This window comes from Paraburkholderia sp. MM5384-R2, from assembly GCF_014201025.1.
Taxonomy (GTDB): Bacteria; Pseudomonadota; Gammaproteobacteria; order Burkholderiales; family Burkholderiaceae; genus Paraburkholderia; species Paraburkholderia tuberum.
The window spans coordinates 104,340-127,386 of the sequence record NZ_JACHDI010000019.1 but is presented as its reverse complement, the minus strand read 5'-3'; the positions used below and the strand labels follow the sequence as shown (position 1 = coordinate 127,386).

Annotated in this window: 21 protein-coding genes and 2 pseudogenes; 12 read left to right on the top strand and 11 right to left on the bottom strand. The window is 60.1% G+C overall.

Going from position 1 to position 23,047, the window contains the following annotated elements:
• Positions 1 to 129: 129 nt before the first annotated feature.
• Positions 130 to 1,650, bottom strand: a complete 1,521-nt coding sequence (locus tag HDG37_RS26550) for a CoA-acylating methylmalonate-semialdehyde dehydrogenase (protein WP_184052610.1) — start codon at positions 1,648 to 1,650, stop codon at positions 130 to 132.
• A 103-nt stretch (positions 1,651 to 1,753) separates the two neighbouring features.
• Here HDG37_RS26550 and HDG37_RS26545 point away from each other — a divergent pair, with 103 nt between their 5' ends.
• The 6 genes from HDG37_RS26545 to HDG37_RS26525 all read left to right on the top strand — a co-directional run bounded on the left by HDG37_RS26545 (position 1,754) and on the right by HDG37_RS26525 (position 7,783).
• On the top strand, positions 1,754 to 2,680 hold the full coding sequence (locus tag HDG37_RS26545) for a LysR family transcriptional regulator (RefSeq protein ID WP_184052608.1): 927 nt from the start codon (positions 1,754 to 1,756) through the stop codon (positions 2,678 to 2,680).
• A 56-nt stretch (positions 2,681 to 2,736) separates the two neighbouring features.
• The gene (locus tag HDG37_RS26540) at positions 2,737 to 3,093 is read left to right on the top strand and encodes a hypothetical protein (protein ID WP_184052606.1); all 357 of its coding nucleotides are present in this window, start codon (positions 2,737 to 2,739) and stop codon (positions 3,091 to 3,093) included.
• Positions 3,094 to 3,277: 184 nt separating this feature from the next.
• Positions 3,278 to 4,468: a saccharopine dehydrogenase NADP-binding domain-containing protein gene (locus tag HDG37_RS26535; protein WP_260335032.1), complete on the top strand. Its 1,191-nt coding sequence runs from the start codon at positions 3,278 to 3,280 to the stop codon at positions 4,466 to 4,468.
• 184 nt (positions 4,469 to 4,652) lie between these two features.
• Positions 4,653 to 4,913, top strand: coding sequence for a hypothetical protein (locus HDG37_RS26530; RefSeq protein WP_184052602.1), 261 nt, complete (start codon positions 4,653 to 4,655; stop codon positions 4,911 to 4,913).
• The gene (locus tag HDG37_RS40420) at positions 4,813 to 5,349 is read left to right on the top strand and encodes a TOTE conflict system archaeo-eukaryotic primase domain-containing protein (protein WP_409260247.1); all 537 of its coding nucleotides are present in this window, start codon (positions 4,813 to 4,815) and stop codon (positions 5,347 to 5,349) included. Before HDG37_RS26530 ends, HDG37_RS40420 begins: the two co-directional genes overlap by 101 nt.
• Positions 5,333 to 7,783, top strand: coding sequence for a glycoside hydrolase family 15 protein (locus tag HDG37_RS26525; RefSeq protein ID WP_184052600.1), 2,451 nt, complete (start codon positions 5,333 to 5,335; stop codon positions 7,781 to 7,783). The genes HDG37_RS40420 and HDG37_RS26525 overlap by 17 nt, the downstream gene beginning before the upstream one ends.
• Positions 7,784 to 8,295: 512 nt before the next feature.
• On the opposite strand, the gene HDG37_RS26520 is transcribed toward HDG37_RS26525, so the two are convergent.
• From HDG37_RS26520 to HDG37_RS26510, 4 genes and pseudogenes are all read right to left on the bottom strand, one after another.
• A complete protein-coding gene (locus HDG37_RS26520) occupies positions 8,296 to 9,099 on the bottom strand; it encodes a transglutaminase family protein (protein ID WP_184052695.1) in 804 nt (267 codons plus the stop codon).
• Between the two features lie 387 nt (positions 9,100 to 9,486).
• Positions 9,487 to 9,669: pseudogene (locus tag HDG37_RS39505) on the bottom strand (LysR family transcriptional regulator); the annotation flags it as partial.
• Between the two features lie 94 nt (positions 9,670 to 9,763).
• Positions 9,764 to 12,790, bottom strand: coding sequence for an ankyrin repeat domain-containing protein (locus HDG37_RS26515; RefSeq protein ID WP_184052598.1), 3,027 nt, complete (start codon positions 12,788 to 12,790; stop codon positions 9,764 to 9,766).
• A gap of 594 nt (positions 12,791 to 13,384) precedes the next feature.
• Complete coding sequence (locus HDG37_RS26510; protein WP_184052596.1) at positions 13,385 to 15,043, bottom strand: mechanosensitive ion channel family protein; 1,659 nt, start codon at positions 15,041 to 15,043, stop codon at positions 13,385 to 13,387.
• 406 nt (positions 15,044 to 15,449) lie between these two features.
• Here HDG37_RS26510 and HDG37_RS26505 point away from each other — a divergent pair, with 406 nt between their 5' ends.
• The 6 genes and pseudogenes from HDG37_RS26505 to HDG37_RS26480 all read left to right on the top strand — a co-directional run bounded on the left by HDG37_RS26505 (position 15,450) and on the right by HDG37_RS26480 (position 18,411).
• Entirely contained in the window at positions 15,450 to 15,668 is a 219-nt protein-coding gene (locus HDG37_RS26505; protein WP_090811471.1) for a hypothetical protein, read from the top strand.
• 197 nt (positions 15,669 to 15,865) lie between these two features.
• The gene (locus HDG37_RS40090; protein WP_311541603.1) at positions 15,866 to 16,174 is read left to right on the top strand and encodes a hypothetical protein; all 309 of its coding nucleotides are present in this window, start codon (positions 15,866 to 15,868) and stop codon (positions 16,172 to 16,174) included.
• Between the two features lie 586 nt (positions 16,175 to 16,760).
• The gene (locus HDG37_RS26495; RefSeq protein WP_184052693.1) at positions 16,761 to 17,558 is read left to right on the top strand and encodes an alpha/beta hydrolase; all 798 of its coding nucleotides are present in this window, start codon (positions 16,761 to 16,763) and stop codon (positions 17,556 to 17,558) included.
• A gap of 3 nt (positions 17,559 to 17,561) precedes the next feature.
• Positions 17,562 to 17,903, top strand: a complete 342-nt coding sequence (locus HDG37_RS26490; protein WP_184052592.1) for a hypothetical protein — start codon at positions 17,562 to 17,564, stop codon at positions 17,901 to 17,903.
• Between the two features lie 115 nt (positions 17,904 to 18,018).
• A pseudogene (locus HDG37_RS26485) lies at positions 18,019 to 18,276 on the top strand (DDE-type integrase/transposase/recombinase); the annotation flags it as partial.
• Positions 18,265 to 18,411 carry a transposase domain-containing protein gene (locus HDG37_RS26480; RefSeq protein WP_409260248.1) on the top strand — a complete coding sequence of 49 codons (147 nt, stop codon included), beginning with the start codon at positions 18,265 to 18,267 and terminating at the stop codon, positions 18,409 to 18,411. The pseudogene HDG37_RS26485 and the gene HDG37_RS26480, both read left to right, overlap by 12 nt.
• 100 nt (positions 18,412 to 18,511) lie before the next feature.
• On the opposite strand, the gene nirD is transcribed toward HDG37_RS26480, so the two are convergent.
• The 6 genes from nirD to sufC are packed head-to-tail and all read right to left on the bottom strand — an operon-like array spanning position 18,512 to position 23,023.
• Entirely contained in the window at positions 18,512 to 18,832 is a 321-nt protein-coding gene (nirD, locus tag HDG37_RS26475; RefSeq protein WP_090811477.1) for a nitrite reductase small subunit NirD, read from the bottom strand.
• Between the two features lies 1 nt (position 18,833).
• Positions 18,834 to 19,202, bottom strand: coding sequence for an SUF system Fe-S cluster assembly protein (locus HDG37_RS26470; protein WP_184052590.1), 369 nt, complete (start codon positions 19,200 to 19,202; stop codon positions 18,834 to 18,836).
• An 8-nt stretch (positions 19,203 to 19,210) separates the two neighbouring features.
• Positions 19,211 to 19,666, bottom strand: a complete 456-nt coding sequence (sufU, locus tag HDG37_RS26465; RefSeq protein ID WP_184052587.1) for a Fe-S cluster assembly sulfur transfer protein SufU — start codon at positions 19,664 to 19,666, stop codon at positions 19,211 to 19,213.
• Positions 19,663 to 20,916 (bottom strand): cysteine desulfurase, encoded by a 1,254-nt coding sequence (locus HDG37_RS26460; protein WP_311541602.1) that lies wholly within the window; start codon positions 20,914 to 20,916, stop codon positions 19,663 to 19,665. The genes sufU and HDG37_RS26460 overlap by 4 nt, the downstream gene beginning before the upstream one ends.
• Positions 20,913 to 22,235 (bottom strand): Fe-S cluster assembly protein SufD, encoded by a 1,323-nt coding sequence (sufD, locus tag HDG37_RS26455; protein ID WP_184052585.1) that lies wholly within the window; start codon positions 22,233 to 22,235, stop codon positions 20,913 to 20,915. Before sufD ends, HDG37_RS26460 begins: the two co-directional genes overlap by 4 nt.
• Positions 22,232 to 23,023, bottom strand: a complete 792-nt coding sequence (sufC, locus tag HDG37_RS26450; protein WP_184052583.1) for a Fe-S cluster assembly ATPase SufC — start codon at positions 23,021 to 23,023, stop codon at positions 22,232 to 22,234. Before sufC ends, sufD begins: the two co-directional genes overlap by 4 nt.
• Positions 23,024 to 23,047 lie beyond the last annotated feature (24 nt).

Genomic DNA, 23,047 nt, shown 5'->3' with positions numbered 1-23,047 from the left:
TTCATTCGGGGGATTGGCAGACTGTAGCGCTGCCGATCCCAGCTCGCTCCGTTCGAGGTCGGTGAGCCCGGTCGTCGCTGCACGGCGAGTACCTGCAACGACGTTCTACGCACCGGGACATCACCTTGCTTATTTGGCGGTCGGCATCGCGAATTCAGCACCCTTGCCAATGCTCGACGACCAACGCTGCATGATCGACTTCTGCCGCGTATAGAACCTCACGCCTTCTTCGCCGTAGGCGTGCATATCGCCGAACAGACTCTTCTTCCAACCGCCGAACCCGTGCCATGCCATCGGCACCGGAATCGGCACATTGATGCCGACCATGCCGACCTGAATACGCCGCGCGAATTCGCGCGCGATGCCGCCGTCGCTGGTGTAGCAGGAAACGCCGTTGCCGAACTCATGCGCGTTGATGAGGTTCACCGCCTCGCCAAAATCCTTCACACGAACGCAGGCCAGCACCGGTCCGAAGATTTCTTCCTTGTAGATCCGCATGCCGGGCGTCACGTGATCGAACAGCGTTCCGCCGGTAAAGAAGCCCGTTTCGCGGCCCGGCACGCGAATGCCGCGTCCGTCGACGACCAGTTGTGCGCCTTCCTTCACGCCTTGCTCGATGTAACCCTCGATGCGCTGCAGCGCTTCGCCGGTGACAATCGGCCCCATTTCGACTTCGGACGACATGCCGTCACCAATGACGAGATTTCGTGCGCGTTCGGCCAGTGCGGGCACGATGCGGTCAGCGACGTCGCCGACCAGCACGGCGACGCTGATCGCCATGCAGCGCTCGCCGGCTGAACCGTAGGCGGCGCCGATCAGCGCATCGACCGCCTGATCGAGATTGGCATCGGGCATCACAACGAGATGATTCTTCGCGCCGCCGAGCGCCTGCACGCGCTTACCCTGCTGCACGCCGCGCTGCTGCACGTAAGCCGCGATCGGCGTCGACCCGACGAAACTGACGGCCTGCACGTCCGGATGGTCGAGCAGTGCGTCGACCGCCGGCTTGCCGCCTTGCACGACGTTGAACACGCCGGCGGGCAAACCTGCCTGCGTCAGCAGATCCGCGATGAACAGCGCGGCCGACGGATCGCGCTCGCTCGGCTTCAGCACGAACGTATTGCCCGCCGCGATCGCGACCGGGAACATCCAGCACGGCACCATGCACGGGAAGTTGAACGGCGTGATGCCGGCCACCACACCGAGCGGCTGACGCATCGTCCAGTTGTCCATTCCGGTGCTGACTTGATCGGTGTAGTCGCCCTTGAGCAGCTGCGGAATCCCGCACGCGAATTCGACGATGTCGATGCCGCGCTCGACTTCGCCTTGCGCGTCGGAGAACACCTTGCCATGCTCGGCGGTGATGATCGCCGCAAGCGTATCGCGATGCTCGTTCATCAGTTGCAGGAAACGATGCATCACGCGCGCGCGTCGGATCGGCGGCGTGTTTGACCAGGCAGGAAAGGCGGCTTGCGCTGCGGCAACCGCCTGCTGCACTTCGTCTTCGTCGGCGAGCGCGACGCGACGCGCCGCCTGGCCGGCCGCGGGATTGAACACGTCCTGGAAGCGGCTGCTGCGGCCAGGCAGTCGTTCGCCGTTGATGTAATGGCCGACGTCGTCGGTCGAAGTGAAGGCGGGTACTCGATTCATCGTGTCGTCTCCTGATAGGGAAGGCCCCAGTCTAGGCAAACGACGCAGGCAGGAGAAGACCGATAAGATTGATTCACTGTTCAGAATACTGAATAATGGCCGAATGAATCCACAAAATGTCCAGGCGCTTTGGCCGCACATCCATTCGCTGACGGTGCTCGCCGTGACCGGGAGTTTCACGGCCGCCGCGCAGCGGCTGGGGATCAGCAAGGCTGCGATGAGCCAGCGCATCGCCGATCTCGAGGAGGCCGCCGGCGTGCCGCTCGTGCGTCGGACGACGCGCAGCGTGCGGCTCACGGAGGCAGGGCAGACGCTCGTCGACAGTACGCGCGAGGCCTACGAGACGATCGAGGTGAACTTCGCGCGCGTGAAGGATCTTGCCGGCGAGCCGCGTGGCCTCGTGCGCGTCACGGCGCCCGTTGCGCTCGGCAGGCAGCAGATCGTGCCATTGCTGCCGGCGTTCATCGAGCGATATCCCGGGGTACGGATCGAGCTGGAGCTGTCGGACCGGCTGTTTTCGCTGTCGCAAGAGGGCTTCGACGTCGCGATTCGTCATACGACCACCGCGCCGCAGACGCACGTGGCCTGGACGCTGTGCGAGACGCACTCGCTGCTCGTCGCGAGCCGGGAGTATCTGGCGCGGCGCGGTACGCCCGAACATCCGAACGCGCTCGTCAATCACGACTGTCTGTGCTATCTACGCGGCAACGAGCCAACAGCATGGAGCTTCGAACCGCGCGACCGGCGGAAAAGCCGGGTCAGCGTACCGGTGGGCGGCTGCTTCGCGGCAAACAACAGCGAGGCGATGCGGGAAGCGGCGCTCGGCGGGCTCGGGATCGCGCTGCTGCCGGATTTCAGCGCACAGCGCGACATCGACGCCGGTAATCTCGTGCCACTGCTCGGCGCGTGGCATCCGTCGGGCGCATTTGGCGATCATATCTTCGCGATCCGGCCATACAGCCCGATCGTGCCGAGTGCGGTGCGCGCACTGGTGAAGTATCTGCGCGAGCGATTATCCGGAGGGTTTTAATTACCTTGGACAGCCGACCATTTATCAGCACTACGCCGAATTCATCGAAAGAATTCATGGCGCTCGAACCCACGCTCCCCGGCATGACAGGCCGAGCGCAAAGAACTGGCAGACACTTCTGGAAGTCTGCGGCCAGCTCCCCTCGCACGGCAGTAGCTGAGTACATCCTAGACTTTTATTCAACAATACAAGAACATGAGCGACTTCTAACCTCTCAGAAGATTCCCTCGTGGGATGAATGGAAATCATTTATTGCAGATGGATTTCGTGACGCGCCGTTTCTTTGCCATTACTTTGAGCAGAATGCCTCCTGGTATGAGGAGGGCTTGATGAAAATTTATGGCCCCGTTGCCCGCGAACGTCAAGAATTAATTATTCGCCAAAGGAGCGCGCTTTCTCGCGGAACCAAATAAAATTCCATCTATAGCATCGCACGATTGCGATGCACTTAAATGTTGGCCGGATAGACGCCAATCTTGTTTATAATTTTCCGATTGTTAAGGTCCTTCAGGTTGTCTTTCCGAAATGGAGGTGCTTCGAGAAATGTTAATGATTCACCCTGTATTTCGAACTGATACGTAGGACTCAGGGGCTCTAATGCACCGAAACGCCTTTTTGCCTAACCGCGTGCTCATTGTCGGCTCCGGATGTGTGGCCGAAAGCATGCTCCCACTTCTTTCGCAATATTTACCCCTTTGCCGGGAGCACGTAGCCCTACTTGGCGCGGACAATGATGGGGGACGCAAGCTCGCGCAGCGCTATGGCCTCAACTTTTCTACTTGCACGCTCACACCTGAGAACTATGCGGCAAAACTTGCGCGCCATCTCAGTGGTGGAGACGTCCTGCTTAATTTGTCACTCGGCGTGGGTAGTCTTGACCTGATGGCATGGTGTCGCGAGCAAGATGTAGTTTATATAGATAGCAATCTTGAACCTTGGACTGGCCAAACACATAGTCTTGCGTTAGCGCGTATGCATGCCCTACGCTGGCAGGGCCATGGCAGAGCCACCGCCGTTTTTTGGCACGGTGCTAATCCCGGTTTGGTAACCCATTTTCTTAAAGAAGTGCTGGCGCTGTTAGCGCCAGGCACTGCGACTTGCTATGAAGCTGTGCAGGCGTTGGGCATTCAGGTGTTGGTGATATCTGAATTCGATAGTCGTAGAGCGTCCATGTCTTCTGCGGAGTCCAATCATGGCAAGACAGGAATTCAACCGGAATTTGAATTCTCTAACACTTTGTCAGCTTCCGGGCTGGCAGGAGAATTATGTGCGTCGGCCGAACTCGCTTGGGGGACGCATGAGGGGTTCGCTCCGGTAAGAGCCGTTTTGCGCTCGATAGGTCGAGGGCTTGCATTGCAATTACCAACGAGTGGAAGGGCCACTCTAGTGCGTAGTTGGACGCCGAGCGCTGGCGAGTTTCATGGCTATCTGCTTGGTCACCTTGAATCCTTCTCTATGGCTGAGCTGCTTTCGGCTCCAGTTCCGAACAACCCAATCCGGCCAACTGTTTTCTATGCAGTCAAACCCTGTTTCGCTGCCGAGGCGGCAACTCGCAATATGACCGTGGATGTCCCACCTTCACATTGGCGTTACCGAGTTCTGAAAGATGAGCTTTTCGATGGCGGAATCGAATTAGGAGTCCTCCTTCTTGGGCCGCACCTTTCTTACTGGTATGGATCGCATCTAACGCTATCTGAAGCGCGGCGGTTACGGCGGTTGTCAACGTACTTGTCGTGTCACCTCATGCGCACTGCTTTAGTTCTTCCGGTTGCATGCGCTCCGGATTGAGCCAGACTTCATCCTTCAATTTCCAGTTGCGCGTCGATCGGGACCAACGCCGTGGATTGCGCTGCCTGGCCTCTGCATAAACGATCTCACGTTGCGCAAGAACTGCCCCGCCTGGCCGCGCGGCTGACACGGCCAAGAGCCCGGTCGCCCATGTCTTACCCCTCGGACAGCAACGGACGAGGCGATGAACGACGGCAACCTGTCACGCCCAGAGTGGGACGATCTCACGCGCGAAGAGTTGCGGGCAGAACTCGCCCGTCTGCAGGCCGAAAACAGCCGACTCGCGGCCATGCTGCGAGCCACTGTGCCGGTACCAGGCAACCCCGGGCAAGCGATCCTGCGTAATGCCTCGCCGGCTGCGCAAAATGCAGGCATTCGTCGCTTTCCCCACTTCCCCACTACAGAAAGTGCAACTTTTCCGGAGGCTTTTCCGCGGCCGCACTGACGTCTATCCGCTTCGGTGGGAAAGCCGCAATTCCGGAAAATCCGGTTACGCGCCGGCGTGCGCGAACGAGTGGCGCGCGGGCATCTGCGAAAAGCCCCGTATCCGCTGCGCGGACTGCACGCATCCGGTGCAGCTGTCACTGGACGATCAGGTCTTCTATGCGCATCTTTCCGGCGATCATACCGTGGGCCTTTACCCGCTAATGGCGGACGGTACCTGTTACCTCCTCGCCGTCGACTTCGACGAGGAGAGTTGGCGGGACGATGCGATGGCGTTCCGGCAGTTGAGCGGCCTCACGGGTGCCTCTCTATGCACGTCAAAAGCGCTATCCTCGATAGCTACAATGCGTAGCATGCCCGCTCTTCTGCTCATCACGTGGATTTCTGATCGATCGAAGCAAAGATATGGAGTGAGATGCGATGGCAAATCTGCTTGAATCGAATCCGGCTCCGGGCGCACCTGGCAATCCGCTGAACTGGAGCCGCGCGGACAAAGACGCCGTCGGAACGGCGTACTCGCTGTCGAGCCAGGTCTGGTACACGACAGCAGGCGGCATCCTCACGGAAATCTACTTCCCGGATGTCGACACCCCTCAGGTACGAGACTTCCAGCTGATCATTACCGACGGGTCGACCTTCTATCACGACGCGCAGAAGGACTTCGACCATCGATGCGAATGGCCGGAACCGCCCGCCTTATCCTGCCGGCTCACATCCCAGGCGAAAGGGCAACCCTACACCGTCGTGCAGGACGTGATCGCCGAGAAGGGTTCGGCCTGCGTGCTGGTTCGCACGACACTGCAGGGGGACCAGGATTTCCTTAACAAACTGCACGTCTATGCCTTGTTGACGCCTCACATGGCGGGATACGGCGCTGGCAACACCGCGCATCGCGTCAGCACCGCAAATGGCGATCGCCTGGTCGCGACGCGTGACCATTACTGGCTCGCGCTGGGCGCCGACTGCGGCTTCGGCACGACGAGTTGCGGCTTCGTGGGAGTGAACGATGGCTGGACCGACATCATCGCAAACAAGCGCTTGCCGGTCTGGAACTACGACGCAGCAAAGGACGGATACGTCGCCGTGACGGCAGAGATCAACCGCGCAGGGCAGAATCAATTCGTTCTGGCACTGGCGTTTTGCGTCGACGAACCGACGCCGATTACGCGGAGCACGCCCAACAAGGCGCTGACCGCCGTATCCGAGGCGCTGGCCTACCCCTTCGACGGACCCGCCGACCCGTACAGCCACAAGCAAGCGTTCATCCAGGGCTGGAACGACGCTGTTCGCGACCCGTTCCAGCCCAAGGCGAACATTACGGGCGATGGCAATGCGCTTTTCAACATGAGCCGCAACGTGTTGCTCGCGCATGAGGACAAGACGGCCGACGGCGCACTGGTGGCTTCATTGAGCATCCCGTGGGGACAGACGGTGCGGGACCTCGCTGCCGGCTACCACATGGTCTGGCCGCGTGACATGTGCCAAAGCGCACTCGCGCTGCTGGCCGCGGGCGCGCAGGATGCGCCGCTACGCGGGCTGATGTTTCTCGCTGCGTCGCAATTGGCGGATGGTAGCTTTCCGCAAAAGTTTTTCATTGACGGCGAGCCTTGGCGGGACAATGCCTCGCAGCTCGACGAATATTCCTTTCCAATCATTCTGGCCTATCACTTGAGCGAAGCCGGTCTGCTGCGTCAGTTCGATCCCACCGGCATGGTGCTGGCCGCAGCAGGCGCATTGATCAAGAACGGCCCCATGACTCAGCAGGAACGATGGGAAGAACTCGAAGGATACTCCCCTTCGACATTGGCATCGAACATCGCGGCGCTAGTCTGTGCGGCTACTAAATGGGCGGACGCCAGCACCGCCCAGTTCCTGCTCGAATACGCGGATTTTCTGGAATCGCATCTAGAGACATGGTGCGTCGCTGCGGAAGGCTCACCGGTTCCGGGCGTGACGCAGCACTACATTCGAATCTTGCCGACGCACGTCAATGGCGTCTTTAATTTTCCAGAAAATCCAGATACCGCCCAAGTAACCGTCTGGAAGAAAGACTACAACGCAAACACCATCGTGGACGCGGGTTTTCTCGAACTGGTGCGCTATGGCATTCGCGCCGCGAACGATCCGATCATCGTCAACTCGGTCAAGGTAGTCGATGCAGTAATCAGAAAAATTCTGCCGCAGGGGCCTGCCTTTTACCGATACAACCACGACGGTTATGGTCAAGGCAATCTCGGCGAGGACTGGTACGACGGCGCTACCTTCGGCGTTGGTCGCCCCTGGCCGCTGCTCACTGGCGAACGCGGCCATTACGAATTGGCCGCCGGTGGCGACCCCACCCCCTACATCCGCGCTCTCGAGGCGTTCGCCGGAACGCGCGCTCTGCTTCCCGAGCAAGTGTGGGATCTGCCCGATCTGGCAAACCCGCCCTTCGTCACTGGCGGGCCGACTGGCTCTGCCATGCCGCTCGCGTGGGCCCACGCCGAATACATCAAGCTCGTTCGCTCCGCTTCGGACGGTCGGGTCTTTAACCACCTGAAAGTCGTCGCCGATCGTTATCAGTCTCAGCCCGGCCAGGCGCCGCGCGCTCGCGGCAATATCGAAATCTGGAACTTCAACCGCCCGCTGCCGTCGATTCCGGCCGCCACGACAATTCGGATCCCTTTGGCTGCGCCTTTCCGCCTGCGCTGGACGATCGACGACTGGGCCACGTCGGAGGACAGCGAAGCCACCGCAACGGCGCTCGGCATCTACTACGTCGATCTGGTCACGCAAGCAGCCCAGGCCGGTTCATCGCTTGCATTCACCTTCTTCTGGACCTCGAGTCAGACGTGGCAAGGGCAGAATTTTTCCGTCGCCCTCCAATCCTAAGCGATGCGCCGCCAACGGCAGACAATTGCTTCTGTCATGGAGAAACACACGACTTCATCTAAGCCGTCCATGATCTCCATGACGCTGGAGAACCGCACGTGGGTACGCGGGTCATCGAACTGTTTGATATTCCCTTGACAAGCAGCAGGTCCCAAGCGGGCTCGGTGGTGTCGAGGGCCAGATAGAACGCGCCGATGTGCGCGATGAAGTTGCGGGCGCTGGCCAGCCGGTTAAACCACTTCACGCCCTGAGTCAGTCCGTCAAGCGTTTCGAGGGGCCTCGCCGTCTCCGTCCAGGAGCACAGCGCTCATTCGCCGAGTAACTTTGCTGGACATACTCCGCCGCGCATCCGGTCGCCCATAGTCCACCGAACGACTGACGCGTGGAACGGGTGCACGACGCGGTGACGCTCAGGCGCGCAATCAATTAGGCCAGCGCGGTCCAAATGCTGACGTTACCGGGAGGGGATTCAAAAATTCCCCGTCGGCTCAGCAATGGCCAATTGTGCGCGGTTATTCCTGATCGCAATGCACCTTGAAGTGCGTTAGCACGGCCGCCCCAAACGCATTGCTTATCGCAACATCGGCGGCGTCGCGACCGTATGCCATCAAAACGCGCCCGATGCGCGGTGCGTTGTTACGCGGATCGAAGGTTTGCCAGCTACCCCCTACGTAGGCCTCAAACCACGCCGCGAAATCCATCGGCGCTGCGACGGGGGGCAAACCGACATCGCTGATATAACCGGTGCAGTAGCGAGCCGGAATATTCATGGCGCGGCATAGCGTGATGCCCAGATGGGCGAAGTCCCGGCAGACGCCCCTGCGTTCGCGGTAAACGTCCGCTGCGGTTTTGGTCGGCCGCGCGTGCCGGTAATCAAATGCGATATGCCGGTGCACGAAGTCGCAGATTGCGAGAACCGTCTCGCGGCCCGGCGCGCACTGTCCAAAAACCTTCCACGCGACGTCGACCATCAAATCGGTTTCACAATAGCGGCTACCCAATAGGAAAACGAGCGTATCGTCGGGCAACTGCTCGACTGGATGGCCCCAACCGTCTTTCGGGCGCGTTTCCATCGCATTTGGCACATTCAGAAGCGCGGTCGTGCTCAAGCCAACACGCCCGGCGGGCGCGATTATCCGCGTGCACAGGTTGCCGAACAGGTCGCGGTACTGCCTCGTCGCCACCGGCGGATCGGCAACGAGCAGATCTGCCTCGACAATATCCTTTGCATGCGAAAAGTGCGTGTTCAGCATCAGCATCATCGGCGTCGGTTGTGAGCACTCGTACGACAGTTCGTATCCGACGCGAAGCTTCATATATTTATCCTGTTCGTCTGATCCCGGAGGTTGGGGCCGGCAACTCAAAGGCGTGCGGCCCGAGGCAGCCACATCAGATGATCCCACGACGCCGGGCGTCACGCTCGCATTCAAAAACAATCGCCGCTACCTGGCCTGAGCGGCCCTGTGGTCTGTTGAAATGAAATGAACGCCGTCTCCCGGCCTGTAGCCGTATGAACCATGCAACGTTCGCGTGTTAGTCCAGCCAGAGTCAACTCGACGTGAATCTCGAAGCCACGATAGGTGATCATTCGCCTGGGAAGCCCATGCCTTGCCGCGCGCTTCCCGATCACACGAGATGGTCATACGCGGTGGCGCGCAGCCGTTAGCACTCAACGTAAGAGCGACCTGTGGTCCGCACCGGTCTCACGGTTCCGATCCTATAAATCCAGCCAATTCCTCGGGTTTTCCCAGGGGGAATGCTTCCTTAATGTGATCGAGAAACGCGGAAACGCGAGGGCTTAGCAAGCGCCGCGAAGGATAAAGCGCCCATAGTGCGATGTCAGGGCCATCCAGGTCACCCCAATGCGTAAGTCTGCCGGCTGCGATAACTGAGCGAAGCGGATCTTCGAATGTCCGCCCGGATCGCTGAGCGAACGACAGTTGATGGGCCGAAAGCCGCCCCAAAAGAAATATCGGCAAGTCAACCCTTCTTTCGTCTTTCGATTTCTTGTTTCACACGTTCGATTTCAAGCCGTTTAGCTTCCTTTGTTCCCCATCGTGGCGCTCTGTTCTGGGTGGCTTCGGCGGCTGCACGAATGCGTGCTTTGGCAGCAAGTTGATTGGCTCTGCGTTCGTCCAGCTCCCTCATTTTGGCCGCTTGCCGTTCGGCGAAGCGTTCAGCCGCGATGGGTGTGGTTCGTTCAGGTAGTCCAGCAAGGACCACAAGCTTGTCGATATTGTCCCAGGTGCTGATCCAGCCGTCGTTGTAGGCAAACTCGCTAATCAACGGGAGGTTGAGTGCGGTGTAGATCGGGACCCAGTTTTCTTCTTCGCCCTGGCGGCGACGCACAGCGAGTTTGGGATTGAACTGGTACCGCCCGGTGGATACGCGCAGGAACAGGGATCTATTGTAGGCATAGTCTCTGTCGATTTCGTTCCTCGCCAGCACGCCAGAAAGATGCTGGCGCTTGTTGCGCTCTGGCCGCACGATGTTAGCGGGTAAGTGTTGCCAGGCATCGAGGATGATTTGGGTCTGGAACGCGCTGTCTGTATTGCCTCGTATCTTGCTGAATCGTGCTTTGAACAATACCCACAGGGTCTGGAACAGAAAGTATTCAGACAGATGCCGGTCGATGCGCACCAAGCGATCGCCCGCTCTGACATCAATGCAGGGCGGAGCCAGGCATTCATAGATTGCCGCCAGCGGGCCAGCAGCGAACTTTGCATCGCCAAATGCCTGACGCAAAGCCCAGTGCAGGGCATTGTGACCATAGTGATCGACGGCATCGCGGTCGGCACCGCGCTCCAGCAGGGCTTCCACCAGCGCCACATTTCCTGCAGCAGCTGCGGCCATCAGCGGCGTCTGGTTCATTGGCAGACGATGATCGACGCCATGCTGGTCACACTGCCTGAGGATGTCCTTGAAGCGGTTGGCGAAGAAAGGGACGTAGCTCTTGCGGGCGAACACCGCGCGCTGCCGATCAAAGGTTCGTGCCTGCTCGAATTTCGCCTCGACTGCCAGCCACTCGGCGAGCTGCGGTTCATCGAAGCAGGTGGCATAGTCAAAGAGTTGCTGCTTGCCCTTGTTGCCCGGAGACTGCTCGCGGAAGACCTTGATCAGCAGTTCCCTGACCTTGGCCTCATCGAACACCGGCCACGGCACCGGGACCTGCTTCAAGATGGTGCGGCGGATGGCCTCCGCCTGCTCCTGCTTGCCCTGCAGTTCAAGTTTGCGTGCTTCCTTCTGCCAGTCTTCGAGCGTGGATTGCCTGGCCTCGATCCTGGTCTGGCCGACGATCAGATCCAGCAACCCGAACAGATCATGCCCTGTGTCCGACTCGATCATGTAGATGTTCTTGATGGCGCGCGTCAGCGCTACATACAGGGCATTGACGAAGAATTTATAGACTTCGAGCGACTTGTCACTCTTGTCTTTAGCGCGTTTGTAATCCAGTGTCTCGACCGCCAGATCGGTCTTGGCGATGCCCCCGACAATGTCGTTGAACTCGCCCCGGTGATCCGAGATGAAACGGTAGAGCACGATGTTCTCGTATTCGAGACCCTTGGCTTCGTGGATCGAGAACAACAGCGGCGTGGCAAAGTGCTTGCGGGCGTCGGCCTTGTCCTCATCGCGCATTACCAGGACGGCGAACTGGGCGGATTGGCGAATCTTCTGGTCCAGTTCGCGCTTGGCGGCGTCCTTGTCGGGTATCAGCGTAACCTGGCCGGTCTCGCCGCCGACGGCCTGGACCAGGAAGTTGCTCTCCCGGTCGATGGAGCCGAAGCGCCGCTGCTTGATCTTCAGCAACTGATTGGCGACGCGAGTGGCCTCCAGGCCGTTGCGGAAGTTGGCCATTAGCACGCGTAATTCCTGCCGCTCGGCCAGTTTCGGGTCCTTCCAGAACAGGCTTTTGACTTGGCTCCAGGAAAAGAAATTGGGATGGACAATCTGGTTGGAATCCCCGCAGAGCATGAAATGGCCAGGCTTCTTCATGGTTTTCAGCACGAGCGCCAGTTGCACGGTGGTGATGTCCTGCACCTCGTCAATCACCACGAAGTCGTAGCGCGGCGCAGCCAGCGCTTGCCAGTCCTGGGCGACCAGATTCAGGTCGTAGAGCTTTGCCTCGGCCAGCCAGGCGCGATACTTCTCAAACAGATTGTAGAGTTGGTCGCGCCGTTCTACGGGAAAGATCGATTGACGCACCCCCAGTGCTTGATACTCGTCGCGCGACAGGACACCGCCCGACCCGGCGCCAATCACGCCGCGAATCTCCTCGAAAGCCTGGTGGGCATCGACATCCTTGAAGTTCTGCCGGATACGCGAGTACCAGCTTGCAAAGTCGCGCCAGCTAGCCTCGCGTCCTGCCGGAACGCGGATCGACTCGACAAACTCCCGGTAGGACAGAAATACGGCATCCTGAGCGCCATGCTCGAAACCGTTGGCGTAATAAAGGTCGCGGGCGCTCTGCGCCAGGAAGGCGGAGTGAGTGACGTAGAGGACCTCACCTTCGGCATGCTTGAGCTTTTCAAGCGTCAGTGCGGTCTTGCCGCTGCCAGCGCTGCCGACGACAACCAAGGGAGGTGGCTGTCGGTAAATGGTCTCCTGCGTGTCATCAAACGAGATCGGTTTGTCGAGCAGGTGAATGCCGGTACGCTCGGGATGAAGGTAGCGTAGAGCTTGCGCCTCCCTGATGGCGTCATCAGCGCTGATGTCTGGAATTTTGCTCTCGTCAATCGCCGCGCCGCGCAGGAAACGTGACTTATCGTAGGCGTGATTGGCGATCACTTCCAGCATCAGTGCGCAGACTTCATCCCCGTGGCGCACCAGCGAGAACAACAGCCGGTCGGCGTCATCCAGCTTCGCCCTGTAGAACTTGCCGTGGCTCAGATTGGCGAGCTTCTTGACTTGGGCAGCCCGGAAGTCGTGGCGGGCGATGGCCGCGGACACCTTGTCGTAGCTGGCTTTGACGCGTGAGGTGTCGAGGCCTGTGTATTCGAGAATCTTCATGAGGCGATGAGGACAAGTGCAAGAGCAAGAATTCTCTCATGGCCGTCTGGCCTGCCAACCTCCATAGCAAATTTTCCGGTCATTCCTGAACGGCAGTTATCTGACCTGGACCGGACGCCCTACGACAGGGTATTTCCTCATGCTGAATGACTGGTTCGGGCCGTCTACTGCCCGATACGCTTTGGCTCCGACCCACTGCTGCCGGTCAAGCCGTATGAGATTCAAGGGCAGGTATCAAAGTCAAGCAGTCACTTGGTGCGCCAGACGGTGCGCCAGACTGCGGACGGCTCGTCGGTCAGAGCCGGCGGCGGTGCACGGCGGCAATGGATCGATTACGGGACGAAGATCAGGCATCAGGAGGGGGCGGTAGCTTTAATGCTGCGCCTTGCGGCGTACCCGATCTAAATTGACCTTTCCTGCGGTATTCGCGTAGGACGGCAATTCTGGGCAAACTTGCTTGCCAGAGCGGATCCGCGCAGGCCTCGTAGCTCGACAACAGAAAACGCCACCCTTTTGCCCGCACGGAAAACCGTGGGTTGAGCCGTCGCGCCGGGGTGGCCTTCGTTACCTCTGCGTTCTCGCGCCTGTGCGCCGCTATGACGAGCCGCTTTCCGCGTTCTCAGTTTCTTCCCTTTGATCGGACGATGCCGGTGTCGCATACCACTGCTCCCGCGGTACAAGCTTCGGCTCGTCGGGATCGCCCTCGTAGGCAGGAGTCATGATCTGCACCCCGTACTGGTTGAAGACATCGAGGATGTGTCGGTGCAGGTCCGCATAGATCCGGGCGATCACATTCGGGTCACGGATATAGACATTCAGTTCGTAAGTGACCGCAAAATCCCCCAGCTTGGTTAGCAGGATGAACGGCTGCGGCTCCCCGAGCACCTCCGAAGTTCGCTCTGCGGCCATGCGCAGCATCGCCTCCACCTGTCGCCAGGGGGTCTCGTACCCGATTCCGACCGTGGTATGGAGGATCAATCCTCGGGTGCCGGCCAAGGAGCTGAAGTTTGTTACGTCGCCGTTCAGGATCTGGGAATTGGGAATCGTGACCTCTTCGTTCTTGACCGTCCGCAGATGGGTCACCTGGAGGCGGATGGCGATCACCTCGCCGGTCACGTCCCCCACCTTCACCCGGTCGCCGACCTTGAACACCCTTCGATAGGTCATCAGGTAGCCAGCAATGAGATTGGAAATCGCTGTCGAGGAGCCGAGCGAGAGCACTAGACCGATGAAGATGGAAATCCCTTTGAAGGCGGCGGACTCGGAGCCAGGGATGTACGGGTAGGCGACGACAAGCGCGAAGGCCAGGATCAAAACCCGGACAAGCTTATAGGTCGGGAGGCCCCATTCCGGCTCGAATTGGGCAAAGGTGACGCGCTTCTGCGCCACCGCGTCGAAGAAGCGCCTTATCCGGCGCAGGACGAACTGGGACAGATAGTAGATGATGGCCAGAATGAGAATGTCCGGGATATTGGCGCCCACGGATTTTCCCATATGCTCGACCGCGCCAGCGGCGAGGGCGAACAGGCTGTTGGAGAGGGAGCGGGTCCATGGAAAGAGCCCAAGTACGTAATGCAAATAGGCATACGCTGACACAATGATGGTCGCGACGCCAATCACAAGCATCAGGCGATGAAATGCCTTCCAGATGGTCTCGGAACGGAGGATCTCAAAAGACTGGATACCGACGGCGTGAACACGACTTTTCAGAAGTCGGGAAAGCGCTTTGTCCAACCACCGGTTGAGCATGAGCAGAACTGCGATCGCCAGCACTAGCAGGGCCGTGGCTCCGGCCCCATACAGCCCCGCCTTGAGCAGGGCATCGCTTCTACGGGACTGCCGGTATTCGTCGATGGCCCGGTGGATTCGCATCAGATGCAATGTGGCGAGATGGTCGCGGCTCGTGTGTTCCAACTGGGCATCCGCTTCGCTCACAATCATCAGCGTAGCTGGCCCGGCCATGATCATCGTGACGTTCTCCACAACTTCGGCGCTCAACCCGTCGCTCGGGAATGAGGGGTCTGCCGCTACCTTTTCGATTCTTCCCCTAATGGCCTCGGCGCGCTGCTCGGCGGGAAAGGACGAAACCCCTCGGACGCTGAACAGGAGCTGACCGTCGATCTCGACCGGGGCCGTTTCCAGCACCGACTCAAGGAGGACGGGCGTTTCCGGGCGCACCTCCTCACTTGCAGCCTGAAGCGGAGACGCCAGCATCATGAACAACACCGCAAGGATGGGAATTCTGAGAGACATTGGGAGCTCTCCTGCCAACAAGGCCGTCATCGTGTCACCGGACAAGGCGTCTGCTCGGCCAAACTTTGCCGGAAGACTTCCCACGGATATCCTGCCGTGCGCGCGACTGGCGCTCTTGACGTATATCAAGGTAGCCAAAAAAGCGACGTCCGGATCGTTGGCAATCGATGCGCACCCGTATTCGGATGGAGCGTTCCCATGCGAATTCTCGTTGCTGTCCTGCTCTCGCTGGTCAGCGAGCTTTGCTGTTACTGCCTACGATGTACATATCATTCTTAAAGCGTTTTGGGCCGAAGAGTCGCAGCCCCAATTCATCTTGGCAGAGTGACAGAGCGACCTTGGCGGTGACAACGAGGTCCACCTCGTCCAACGCGATGACGATTAGGGCAATCGTTTGGAGACAGCCATGCATTTCGACTACCAACAATTCCACATCGACGCGTCACCTCTTGATGAAGGCGGCCGCTATTACGCTCGCGCAAAGATCTACCGGCGCGCCTCGGCGAGTGGCGATGCCGTCGAGGTAAAGTATTCGGGCGACCTCGGCGATTATCCCTCCGACGCGGATGCTATTGAGGCGGCGCAGCGTTGGGCGATTCAGTGGTGCGACGAGAACTCCGCTTAGGCTTCACTATCCAGGTCCAGGCTGTCCCGGAGTATTCGCCGCACCCACCCAGACATCCAGTTCGGGGCCACGCGTCAGGCGAGAGCGAGACGTGCAGCAAGGGCTGACAACGGCCCTCACGACCGATCCTGCTGATCCCCGGCAAAAGAAGCGGCGCATAATGCACACATCCCTTTGTCAGGACGATGGAGGCAGATGTGACAACTTTTGCTATCGACGCCGTTCGCATCAATCCGGCGAACGACAGGTTTACCCACGTGCGTTGGGCTCCCGTCGATCCGTCGACGCGTGAATGGCTGTCCCCCCCTGCGATTGTGGAGGTGGTCGAAGTCGTCGCCGCGATCCGTCGGGGAGATGTTGTTTGGTCCCTTTTTACGCTTGGTGGCACACGGTATCTCGGGCCAAAAATTGTGTCTGTCTCTCACACCGACGGACACGCCGGGATCGACACGGATGTCCCTGGCGACCATGTCGAAAAATGCATTGACGATTTGCCGCACCTTTGACGGCATACCTTTGAGGCCGTCGGCGATCATCGTGCGCATCGTTTCTCGGCAAGCGAAAATTCCCGGGGACTGTGAAAGCTCTGGATCAGGTCGGTAAGACTCGTTGATGGACAGAGAGAGCTGACATTCACCGGCGCCGGGTTGCGAAGGTCAGCAAAGCGACCTGCTGCCGCCGCACGCTGCCCGATCGGCAACCGACCGCTCTGGCCGAAGTGTACGCGACGCTTATCAGGCAGGTCTTCTGGAGAAACAGCCATCCGGATGACGGCTTCGAGGATCAGGGGTCCGGATTCGCCCGACGAGAGGTGCGCCAAAAAGCGGGCGCACGAGCGGGGACGTAGCATTGCTTCGCACGGCTAGCGTCGGTCGCGCTCGATTTCAGTCTGTTCCGGGCTGCTTCGTAGGGACCAACCCCGCGGCTGGTCGCGTCGCTCGGAAAATATCGAGGGTACAAGGCAGGGAGACACCCTCCGTACCATAACTTAGACGCCCACATCCTGACGACACGCCTGAATATGAGCGGTGGCGACCGCGCGCTAAACTGGGTGTGTGCCATCGAAAAGTTCGGTGGGTCGAGCGCAAGACGATGAAATTCACCCGAATGATGGTCGGCCTCGCCGTCGCGTACATGATCGTGTTAGCCGGAGTCGCCATCTTGCAGGATCGTTTTCTCTACTTCCCTCAGAAAGCCGCAATCGAGGAGCTCACCTCCGGCGGACTGCGCGCCTGGCCGACACCTGAGGCGTACCGGGGCCTCGTGGCGGAGCCGGACGCTTCCGCGTGCGCCACGGTCATCGTCTTCCATGGCAATGCGGGGCATGCCGGCCACCGCTCGTTCTATGCGGCAGCGCTCACCCGGCTCGGGCTGCGCGTGATTCTCGCCGAATATCCAGGCTACGGACCGCGCGCCGGGGCGTTAGGCGAAGCGAGTTTTGTCGACGATGCTCAACAGACCATCGCGCTCGCACATCGCCTCTTTGGAGCGCCGCTGCTGCTCATCGGCGAATCGCTTGGGGGCGGCGTGGTGGCCGCGGCCGGCTCGCGTGAACACGACAAGATCGCCGGTTTAATGCTGATCACGCCATGGGATCGGCTCGAGCACGTCGCCGCTTACCACTATCCGTGGCTGCCCGTGAAGTGGCTGCTGCGCGACCAGTACGACAGCGCGACCCATCTGGCGTCGTTCGGCCGCCCGGTTCTCGTCGTGGTTGCGGAACGCGACAGCATCGTCCCTACGCGCTACGGCGAGGCGCTTTACAACTCGCTGTCCGCACCGAGAAAACTCGTGGTGGTGAAGGCGGCTGACCATAACGACTGGATTGGCCACGTCGACGAAACCTGGTGGCGGGAGGCGACCGACTTCCTGCTCACGCCTTTGCATTGAAATATGAAGACGCCACCGGTCCCGTCCAACTCGGAGCGCATCTATGTTCTCGATGCGAAGAACAGGCCTGTCGAGGTGTTCGACCACGGCGCGTGGTCGCGCTGGATGACGGAAAACGAACTGGTCTTCCGCCGCACACTGCTGGACGACTACGGTGTAACGGTCACAACCCGCTTCCGTGGTGTGTCCAAACCGAAAACCGGGGAGGCTTTGCTGTTCGTGACGCGCGTCGCCGGAATGCAGGCGCAAGACAACAGGAGCTACGGAGCAAGTACGCTCGATGAGGCGCTGGAGCAGCATGAGCGCATCGTGCAGAAAATCCTCCGGATAATGACAGGGCGGTGACCATCACAGCACGACGATTCTGCGCAACCGTAACCCCAGGAAGTCGCCAGATGGATCTGGTGCAAACGGCGCAACCGAATCGGTTAGAGTGTCCTGCTGAACGAATAGAGAGCCGTCGTGGCGTGTCGATGAAACGTACCTGAAGATCCGCGGCAGTTGGGTATAGCTCTGCCGGGCGCTGGAACGGGCCGGCCAGACAGTTGACTTCATGCTACGTGCAAAGCGCGACGTGAAGGCGGCCAAAGCCTTTTTCAGAAAAGCTCTCAAATATCAGGGCAAGCCGCCGAAGACCATCTCACTGGATGGCTATGCCGCCTCACAACGCGCGGTGCGTGAGATGAAGGTTCGATCCTCGAAATATCTGAATGACATCGATCCGCGCGCCTACCTGGACTACGTGCTACCCCACATCGCCGACCACAAAATCAATTGCATCGACGAGCTCCTGCCTTGGTGCGTGGCCAACAAACTGCACACGCGAGCCAATCCGCCGAATCCCGCCACCTGACCGACAGCTCCAGTTCGCCATCATGCCTCACACGCGCGCGAATGGACGAACGGCCCAGCTGAGCCGCTTACTGAGAACGAGAGCCGGTCGACAGCGCACCTCAATCCCACCGCTCGTCACGCACCTGAACGACGCCCGCCTCGATCCGCACCGGAAACGCCACCACATCCTCATATGCCGGCGGCGCCAGCACCTTTCCGGTCCTGATGCAAAATCGTGCACCGTGGCGCGGACAGACGACCACGTCGCCTTCCACCACACCGCCAGTCAGGATGCCGCCGTCGTGCGGGCAGACATCCTCGATTGCGTAACAGGTGCCGTCGACGTTGAACACAGCAACCTGCGCGCCATCGACCTCGACGCTGCGAACAGACCCAGCCGGGAAATCCCCGATCGCGGCCACATCGACCCAGTCGGACATGTCAAAGCATCCCCAATTGCAGGCGCGCCGCATCCGACATCCGGTCTCTCGACCACGGCGGATCCCACACCAGTTCAACGTGCACGTCGTTCACTCCGCTCGCCGAGAACACCGCATCCTCCACCGTCGCCGGGAAGGTCTGCGCGACCGGGCAGCCGGGCGCGGTCAGCGTCATGCGGATCCCAACGCGGCCTTCGGCTTCGTCCACGTCAAGACCATAAACAAGCCCCAGATCGTAGATGTTGACCGGAATCTCCGGGTCGAACACGGTGCGCAGTGCATCGATCACGCGTTCTTCAAGACCTTCTTTTGTCGTGCCACTGCCGGGTTGTGCGGCCTCGGCGCGCTTCAGCCAGTCGAATGTGCTCATCGTCTGCCTCACTCTGTCGAAACGGGGCGATCCTCGTCGTGCAGCGCGGCGTTCAGCGTATGCCAGGCCAGCGTCGCGCACTTCACACGCTCGGGAAATTCACGTACACCGGACAGCACCGCCAGCTTGCCCATCTCCGGCGCGGCTGTCGCCTGCCCTGCAGCGGGTGTTGTCACCATGTCGTGAAAGCGCCCGAACAGCGCTTCGGCCTCTGCTTCCGTTTTGCCTTTCAGCGCCTCGGTCATCAGCGACGCTGATGCTGTCGCAATTGCACAGCCCGCGCCTTCGAAACTCGCTTCTTTGACGATGCCGCCCTCGATTCGCAGATAAAGCGTAATCCGGTCGCCGCACAGCGGGTTATAGCCCTCAGCCGTGTGATTGGCGCCGGACAGTCCGTGACAGTTACGCGGCCGCCGGTAGTGGTCGAAGATGACTTCCTGATACAGATCGCGCAGATCGCTCATTTTCCGAATATCTCCCTGACCTTTCCGAGCCCTTCGATGAGCGCGTCGATATCCTGGTGCGTGTTGTAGAGGGCGAGCGACGCGCGCACGGTCGCCGGTACGCCGAAGCGCTGCATCACCGGCATCGCGCAATGATGGCCCGCACGCACCGCGATGCCGTGATGATCGAGAATCGTGCCGACATCATGGGCATGCACGCCGTCGAGCACGAACGACAGAATGCCTGCCCTGTCGCGTGCGCTACCGATAAAACGCAAGCCCGGTAGCACCCGCAGGGCGGCCGTCGCATAGGCGAGCAGTTCGTTCTCGTGCGCGGCGATGACTTCCATGCCGATGCTGTCGACATAGTCGAGCGCCGCGCCCAGCGCAATCGCGCCGGCAATGTTCGGCGTACCCGCCTCGAACTTCCACGGAATCGCGTTGTATTCGGTTTTCTCGAACGTTACCGATCGGATCATGTCGCCGCCGCCCTGCCATGGCGGCATCGCTTCAAGCAGTGCGGCCTTGGCGTATAGCACGCCAATGCCAGTTGGTCCGTACACCTTATGCCCGGACAACGCGTAGAAATCGCAATCTATCGCGCGGACGTCGACCGGCAGATGCGCGATTGCCTGTGCACCATCCAGCAGCACCGGCACACCCCGCGCGTGTGCCGCTGCAACGATGCGCTCCACCGGATTGATGCTGCCGAGCGCGTTGGCCAGATGAGTCATCGCGACCAGCCGCGTACGTTCACTCAACAAACGCTCATACGCGTCGGCATCGAGTGCGCCCGTATCGTCGATCGGCACGACTTTCAGCGCCGCGCCCGTCTGCTCGCAGACGAGCTGCCACGGCACAATGTTCGAATGGTGCTCCATCGCGCTAATCAGGATTTCGTCGCCGGGCTTGATCTGCGGGCGAGCATAGCTCTGGGCGACGAGATTGATCGCTTCGGTCGTGCCACGCACGAACACGATCTCCTCCGGACGCTGCGCATTGATGAAGCGTGCAATCTTCGCGCGTGCGGCCTCGAATGAATCGGTCGCGCGCTGCGAGAGCAGATGCACGCCGCGGTGCACATTCGCGTTGCTATGCCGGTAGTAAGCGTTTTCCGCGTAGATGACCGAGGCAGGCTTTTGCGTAGTGGCGCCATTGTCGAGATAGACCAATGGCCGACCATGCACGCGCTCGCCCAGAATCGGAAAATCGGCTCGCCAGTGCTCGACATTGCGCGGATCGGGCGTCTGCATCTGTTCGATCGGCTTCATAGCAACTCCCTGATGCGCTCGCCTTCCGGGGTGCGCGCGAACAGCAGGTTTTCGAGCCGGCCACGCAGCGAATCGATGCGCACACCTTCGACAATGTCGCGCGCAAATGCGTATGTCAGTAGCGCCCGCGCCATGCGCTCTTCGACACCTCGTGCACGTAAATAGAACAGCTGGTTGTCGTCCAGTTGACCGACCGTCGCGCCGTGCGTGCATTTCACGTCGTCGGCGTAGATCTCGAGTTGCGGCTTCGTGTCGATTTCCGCATCGCGTGACAGCAGCAGGTTGTGATTCGCCTGATGCGTGTCCGTTTGCTGTGCATCGCGATGCACGATGACGCGCCCGTTGAACACGCCGCGCGCAGCGCCGTCGAGCACGCCGCGGTAATGTTCGCGACTCGTGCCATGCGGCTCTGTGTGATCGATGCGCGTGTGGTGATCGACGTGCTGCCGGCCCCCGACGAAATAGAGACCGTTCAACGTCGCTTGCGCGTTCGCGGCGTTCAGGCTTGTGCAGATACCAGTGCGCGACAATGCGGCGCCGAACGCGAACGCATGTGAGGTAAAACAGCTGCCCCGTTGCTGCGCAGCGGCGACCGACGCGATATGAAAAGCCTTCGGGCCCTCTTGCTGCAACCGGTAGTGCTGCACGTCCGCCTGCTCGTCTGCGACGATGCGGGTAACCGCGTTGGTCCAGTACGCGTCGCCGCTCAGCCCTACAAAATGCTCGACGATCGTGCAGCCCGAGCGTGCTCCTGCAAGCACGACATTGAACGGCTGCACCGCAAGACCCGCTTCGTCGGTCAGGAACAGGATCTGCAGCGGTTGATCGATGACCTCGCCAGGCGGCAGCACGATGGCAAACCCATCCGTCATGAACGCCGTATTTAGCGCGGCAAAGCCATCTGAATACGCCTGCGAGGCGAATGCCGATTCCAGTTGTTGTGGCATTTCTCTCAACGCCCGGGTGAGCGGGCCCACAAATACCCCGTGTGGCAAACCATTCAGTTTCGACGGCCGCGGCACATGCCGACCGTTGACAAAGACCAGTCGATGCGCGGCAGGGTCCAGCTTGAGTTCATCGATGACGTGCCGCACGTCGCTATCGTCCGTGCGTTGTGCCTTGAAATGCCAGGGACGCTTGCCAATCGCCGACACGTTCGTGTATTTCCAGTCCTCGTGCCGCGTGGTCGGCAAACCCAGCGCGTCGAACTGGTCGAACGCGCTTCGGCGCGCGGCACGCAGCCATGGAAACTCAACGCCGGGCAACGTCTTCGCGAGTTGCCCAAACTGATGGAAATAGTCGAGAGATTCGTTTTTCATGGATGCCCCGCACTTTCCTGGCTTGCTGGATTTTCCGGTTGCACCGCTTCATCGTCGACCCAACCATAGCCTTTACGCTCCAGCTCCAGCGCCAGTTCACGGGACCCCGACTTCACGATCCGGCCATTCGCCAGCACATGCACGCGATCCGGCACGACGTAGTCCAATAGCCGCTGATAGTGCGTCACGAGCACGATCGCCCGTTCCGGACTGCGCATGCTGTTGACGCCCTGCGCGACAATCTGCAATGCGTCGATGTCGAGTCCGGAATCCGTTTCGTCGAGAATGGCGAGCCGGGGCTCCAGCACGACCATCTGCAGAATCTCGTTGCGTTTCTTCTCTCCGCCGGAAAACCCTTCGTTCACGGCGCGATACAGCAGACTCTCGTCCATCCGCATCAGCGTCATCTTCTCCTTGACCCGTTGCAGAAACTCCATCGCATCGAACTCCGGCTCGCCACGATACCGCCGCTGCGCATTCAGCGCCGCCTTCAACAGATAAACGTTGCTCACGCCGGGTATCTCGACGGGATACTGGAACGCGAGAAACAGTCCCTGGTGTGCGCGCTCCTCGGGCGCGAGCGCCAGCAGGTCGCGGCCGAGATACGAGACCTCGCCGCCCGTGACAGCAAAGTCCTCGCGCCCGGCCAGCACCTGGGCAAGCGTGCTCTTGCCCGAGCCGTTCGGACCCATGATCGCGTGCACCTCGCCGGCCCTTACATCCAGATCGATGCCACGCAGAATTTTCTTGCCGTCGACTTCGACCTGCAGATTGCTGATTTCAAGCATGGTCCGAATCCCTCGCGAATCGCT

What these genes read in the sequence shown, in the direction of transcription:
- HDG37_RS26550 (WP_184052610.1), bottom strand. Translation starts at nt 1,650, where the DNA reads ATGAATCGAGTACCCGCCTTCACTTCGACCGACGACGTCGGCCATTAC.
- HDG37_RS26545 (WP_184052608.1), top strand. Translation starts at nt 1,754, where the DNA reads ATGAATCCACAAAATGTCCAGGCGCTTTGGCCGCACATCCATTCGCTG.
- HDG37_RS26540 (WP_184052606.1), top strand. Translation starts at nt 2,737, where the DNA reads ATGGCGCTCGAACCCACGCTCCCCGGCATGACAGGCCGAGCGCAAAGA.
- HDG37_RS26535 (WP_260335032.1), top strand. Translation starts at nt 3,278, where the DNA reads ATGCACCGAAACGCCTTTTTGCCTAACCGCGTGCTCATTGTCGGCTCC.
- HDG37_RS26530 (WP_184052602.1), top strand. Translation starts at nt 4,653, where the DNA reads ATGAACGACGGCAACCTGTCACGCCCAGAGTGGGACGATCTCACGCGC.
- HDG37_RS40420 (WP_409260247.1), top strand. Translation starts at nt 4,813, where the DNA reads ATGCCTCGCCGGCTGCGCAAAATGCAGGCATTCGTCGCTTTCCCCACT.
- HDG37_RS26525 (WP_184052600.1), top strand. Translation starts at nt 5,333, where the DNA reads ATGGCAAATCTGCTTGAATCGAATCCGGCTCCGGGCGCACCTGGCAAT.
- HDG37_RS26520 (WP_184052695.1), bottom strand. Translation starts at nt 9,099, where the DNA reads ATGAAGCTTCGCGTCGGATACGAACTGTCGTACGAGTGCTCACAACCG.
- HDG37_RS26515 (WP_184052598.1), bottom strand. Translation starts at nt 12,790, where the DNA reads ATGAAGATTCTCGAATACACAGGCCTCGACACCTCACGCGTCAAAGCC.
- HDG37_RS26510 (WP_184052596.1), bottom strand. Translation starts at nt 15,043, where the DNA reads ATGTCTCTCAGAATTCCCATCCTTGCGGTGTTGTTCATGATGCTGGCG.
- HDG37_RS26505 (WP_090811471.1), top strand. Translation starts at nt 15,450, where the DNA reads ATGCATTTCGACTACCAACAATTCCACATCGACGCGTCACCTCTTGAT.
- HDG37_RS26495 (WP_184052693.1), top strand. Translation starts at nt 16,761, where the DNA reads ATGAAATTCACCCGAATGATGGTCGGCCTCGCCGTCGCGTACATGATC.
- HDG37_RS26490 (WP_184052592.1), top strand. Translation starts at nt 17,562, where the DNA reads ATGAAGACGCCACCGGTCCCGTCCAACTCGGAGCGCATCTATGTTCTC.
- nirD (WP_090811477.1), bottom strand. Translation starts at nt 18,832, where the DNA reads ATGTCCGACTGGGTCGATGTGGCCGCGATCGGGGATTTCCCGGCTGGG.
- HDG37_RS26470 (WP_184052590.1), bottom strand. Translation starts at nt 19,202, where the DNA reads ATGAGCACATTCGACTGGCTGAAGCGCGCCGAGGCCGCACAACCCGGC.
- sufU (WP_184052587.1), bottom strand. Translation starts at nt 19,666, where the DNA reads ATGAGCGATCTGCGCGATCTGTATCAGGAAGTCATCTTCGACCACTAC.
- HDG37_RS26460 (WP_311541602.1), bottom strand. Translation starts at nt 20,916, where the DNA reads ATGAAGCCGATCGAACAGATGCAGACGCCCGATCCGCGCAATGTCGAG.
- sufD (WP_184052585.1), bottom strand. Translation starts at nt 22,235, where the DNA reads ATGAAAAACGAATCTCTCGACTATTTCCATCAGTTTGGGCAACTCGCG.
- sufC (WP_184052583.1), bottom strand. Translation starts at nt 23,023, where the DNA reads ATGCTTGAAATCAGCAATCTGCAGGTCGAAGTCGACGGCAAGAAAATT.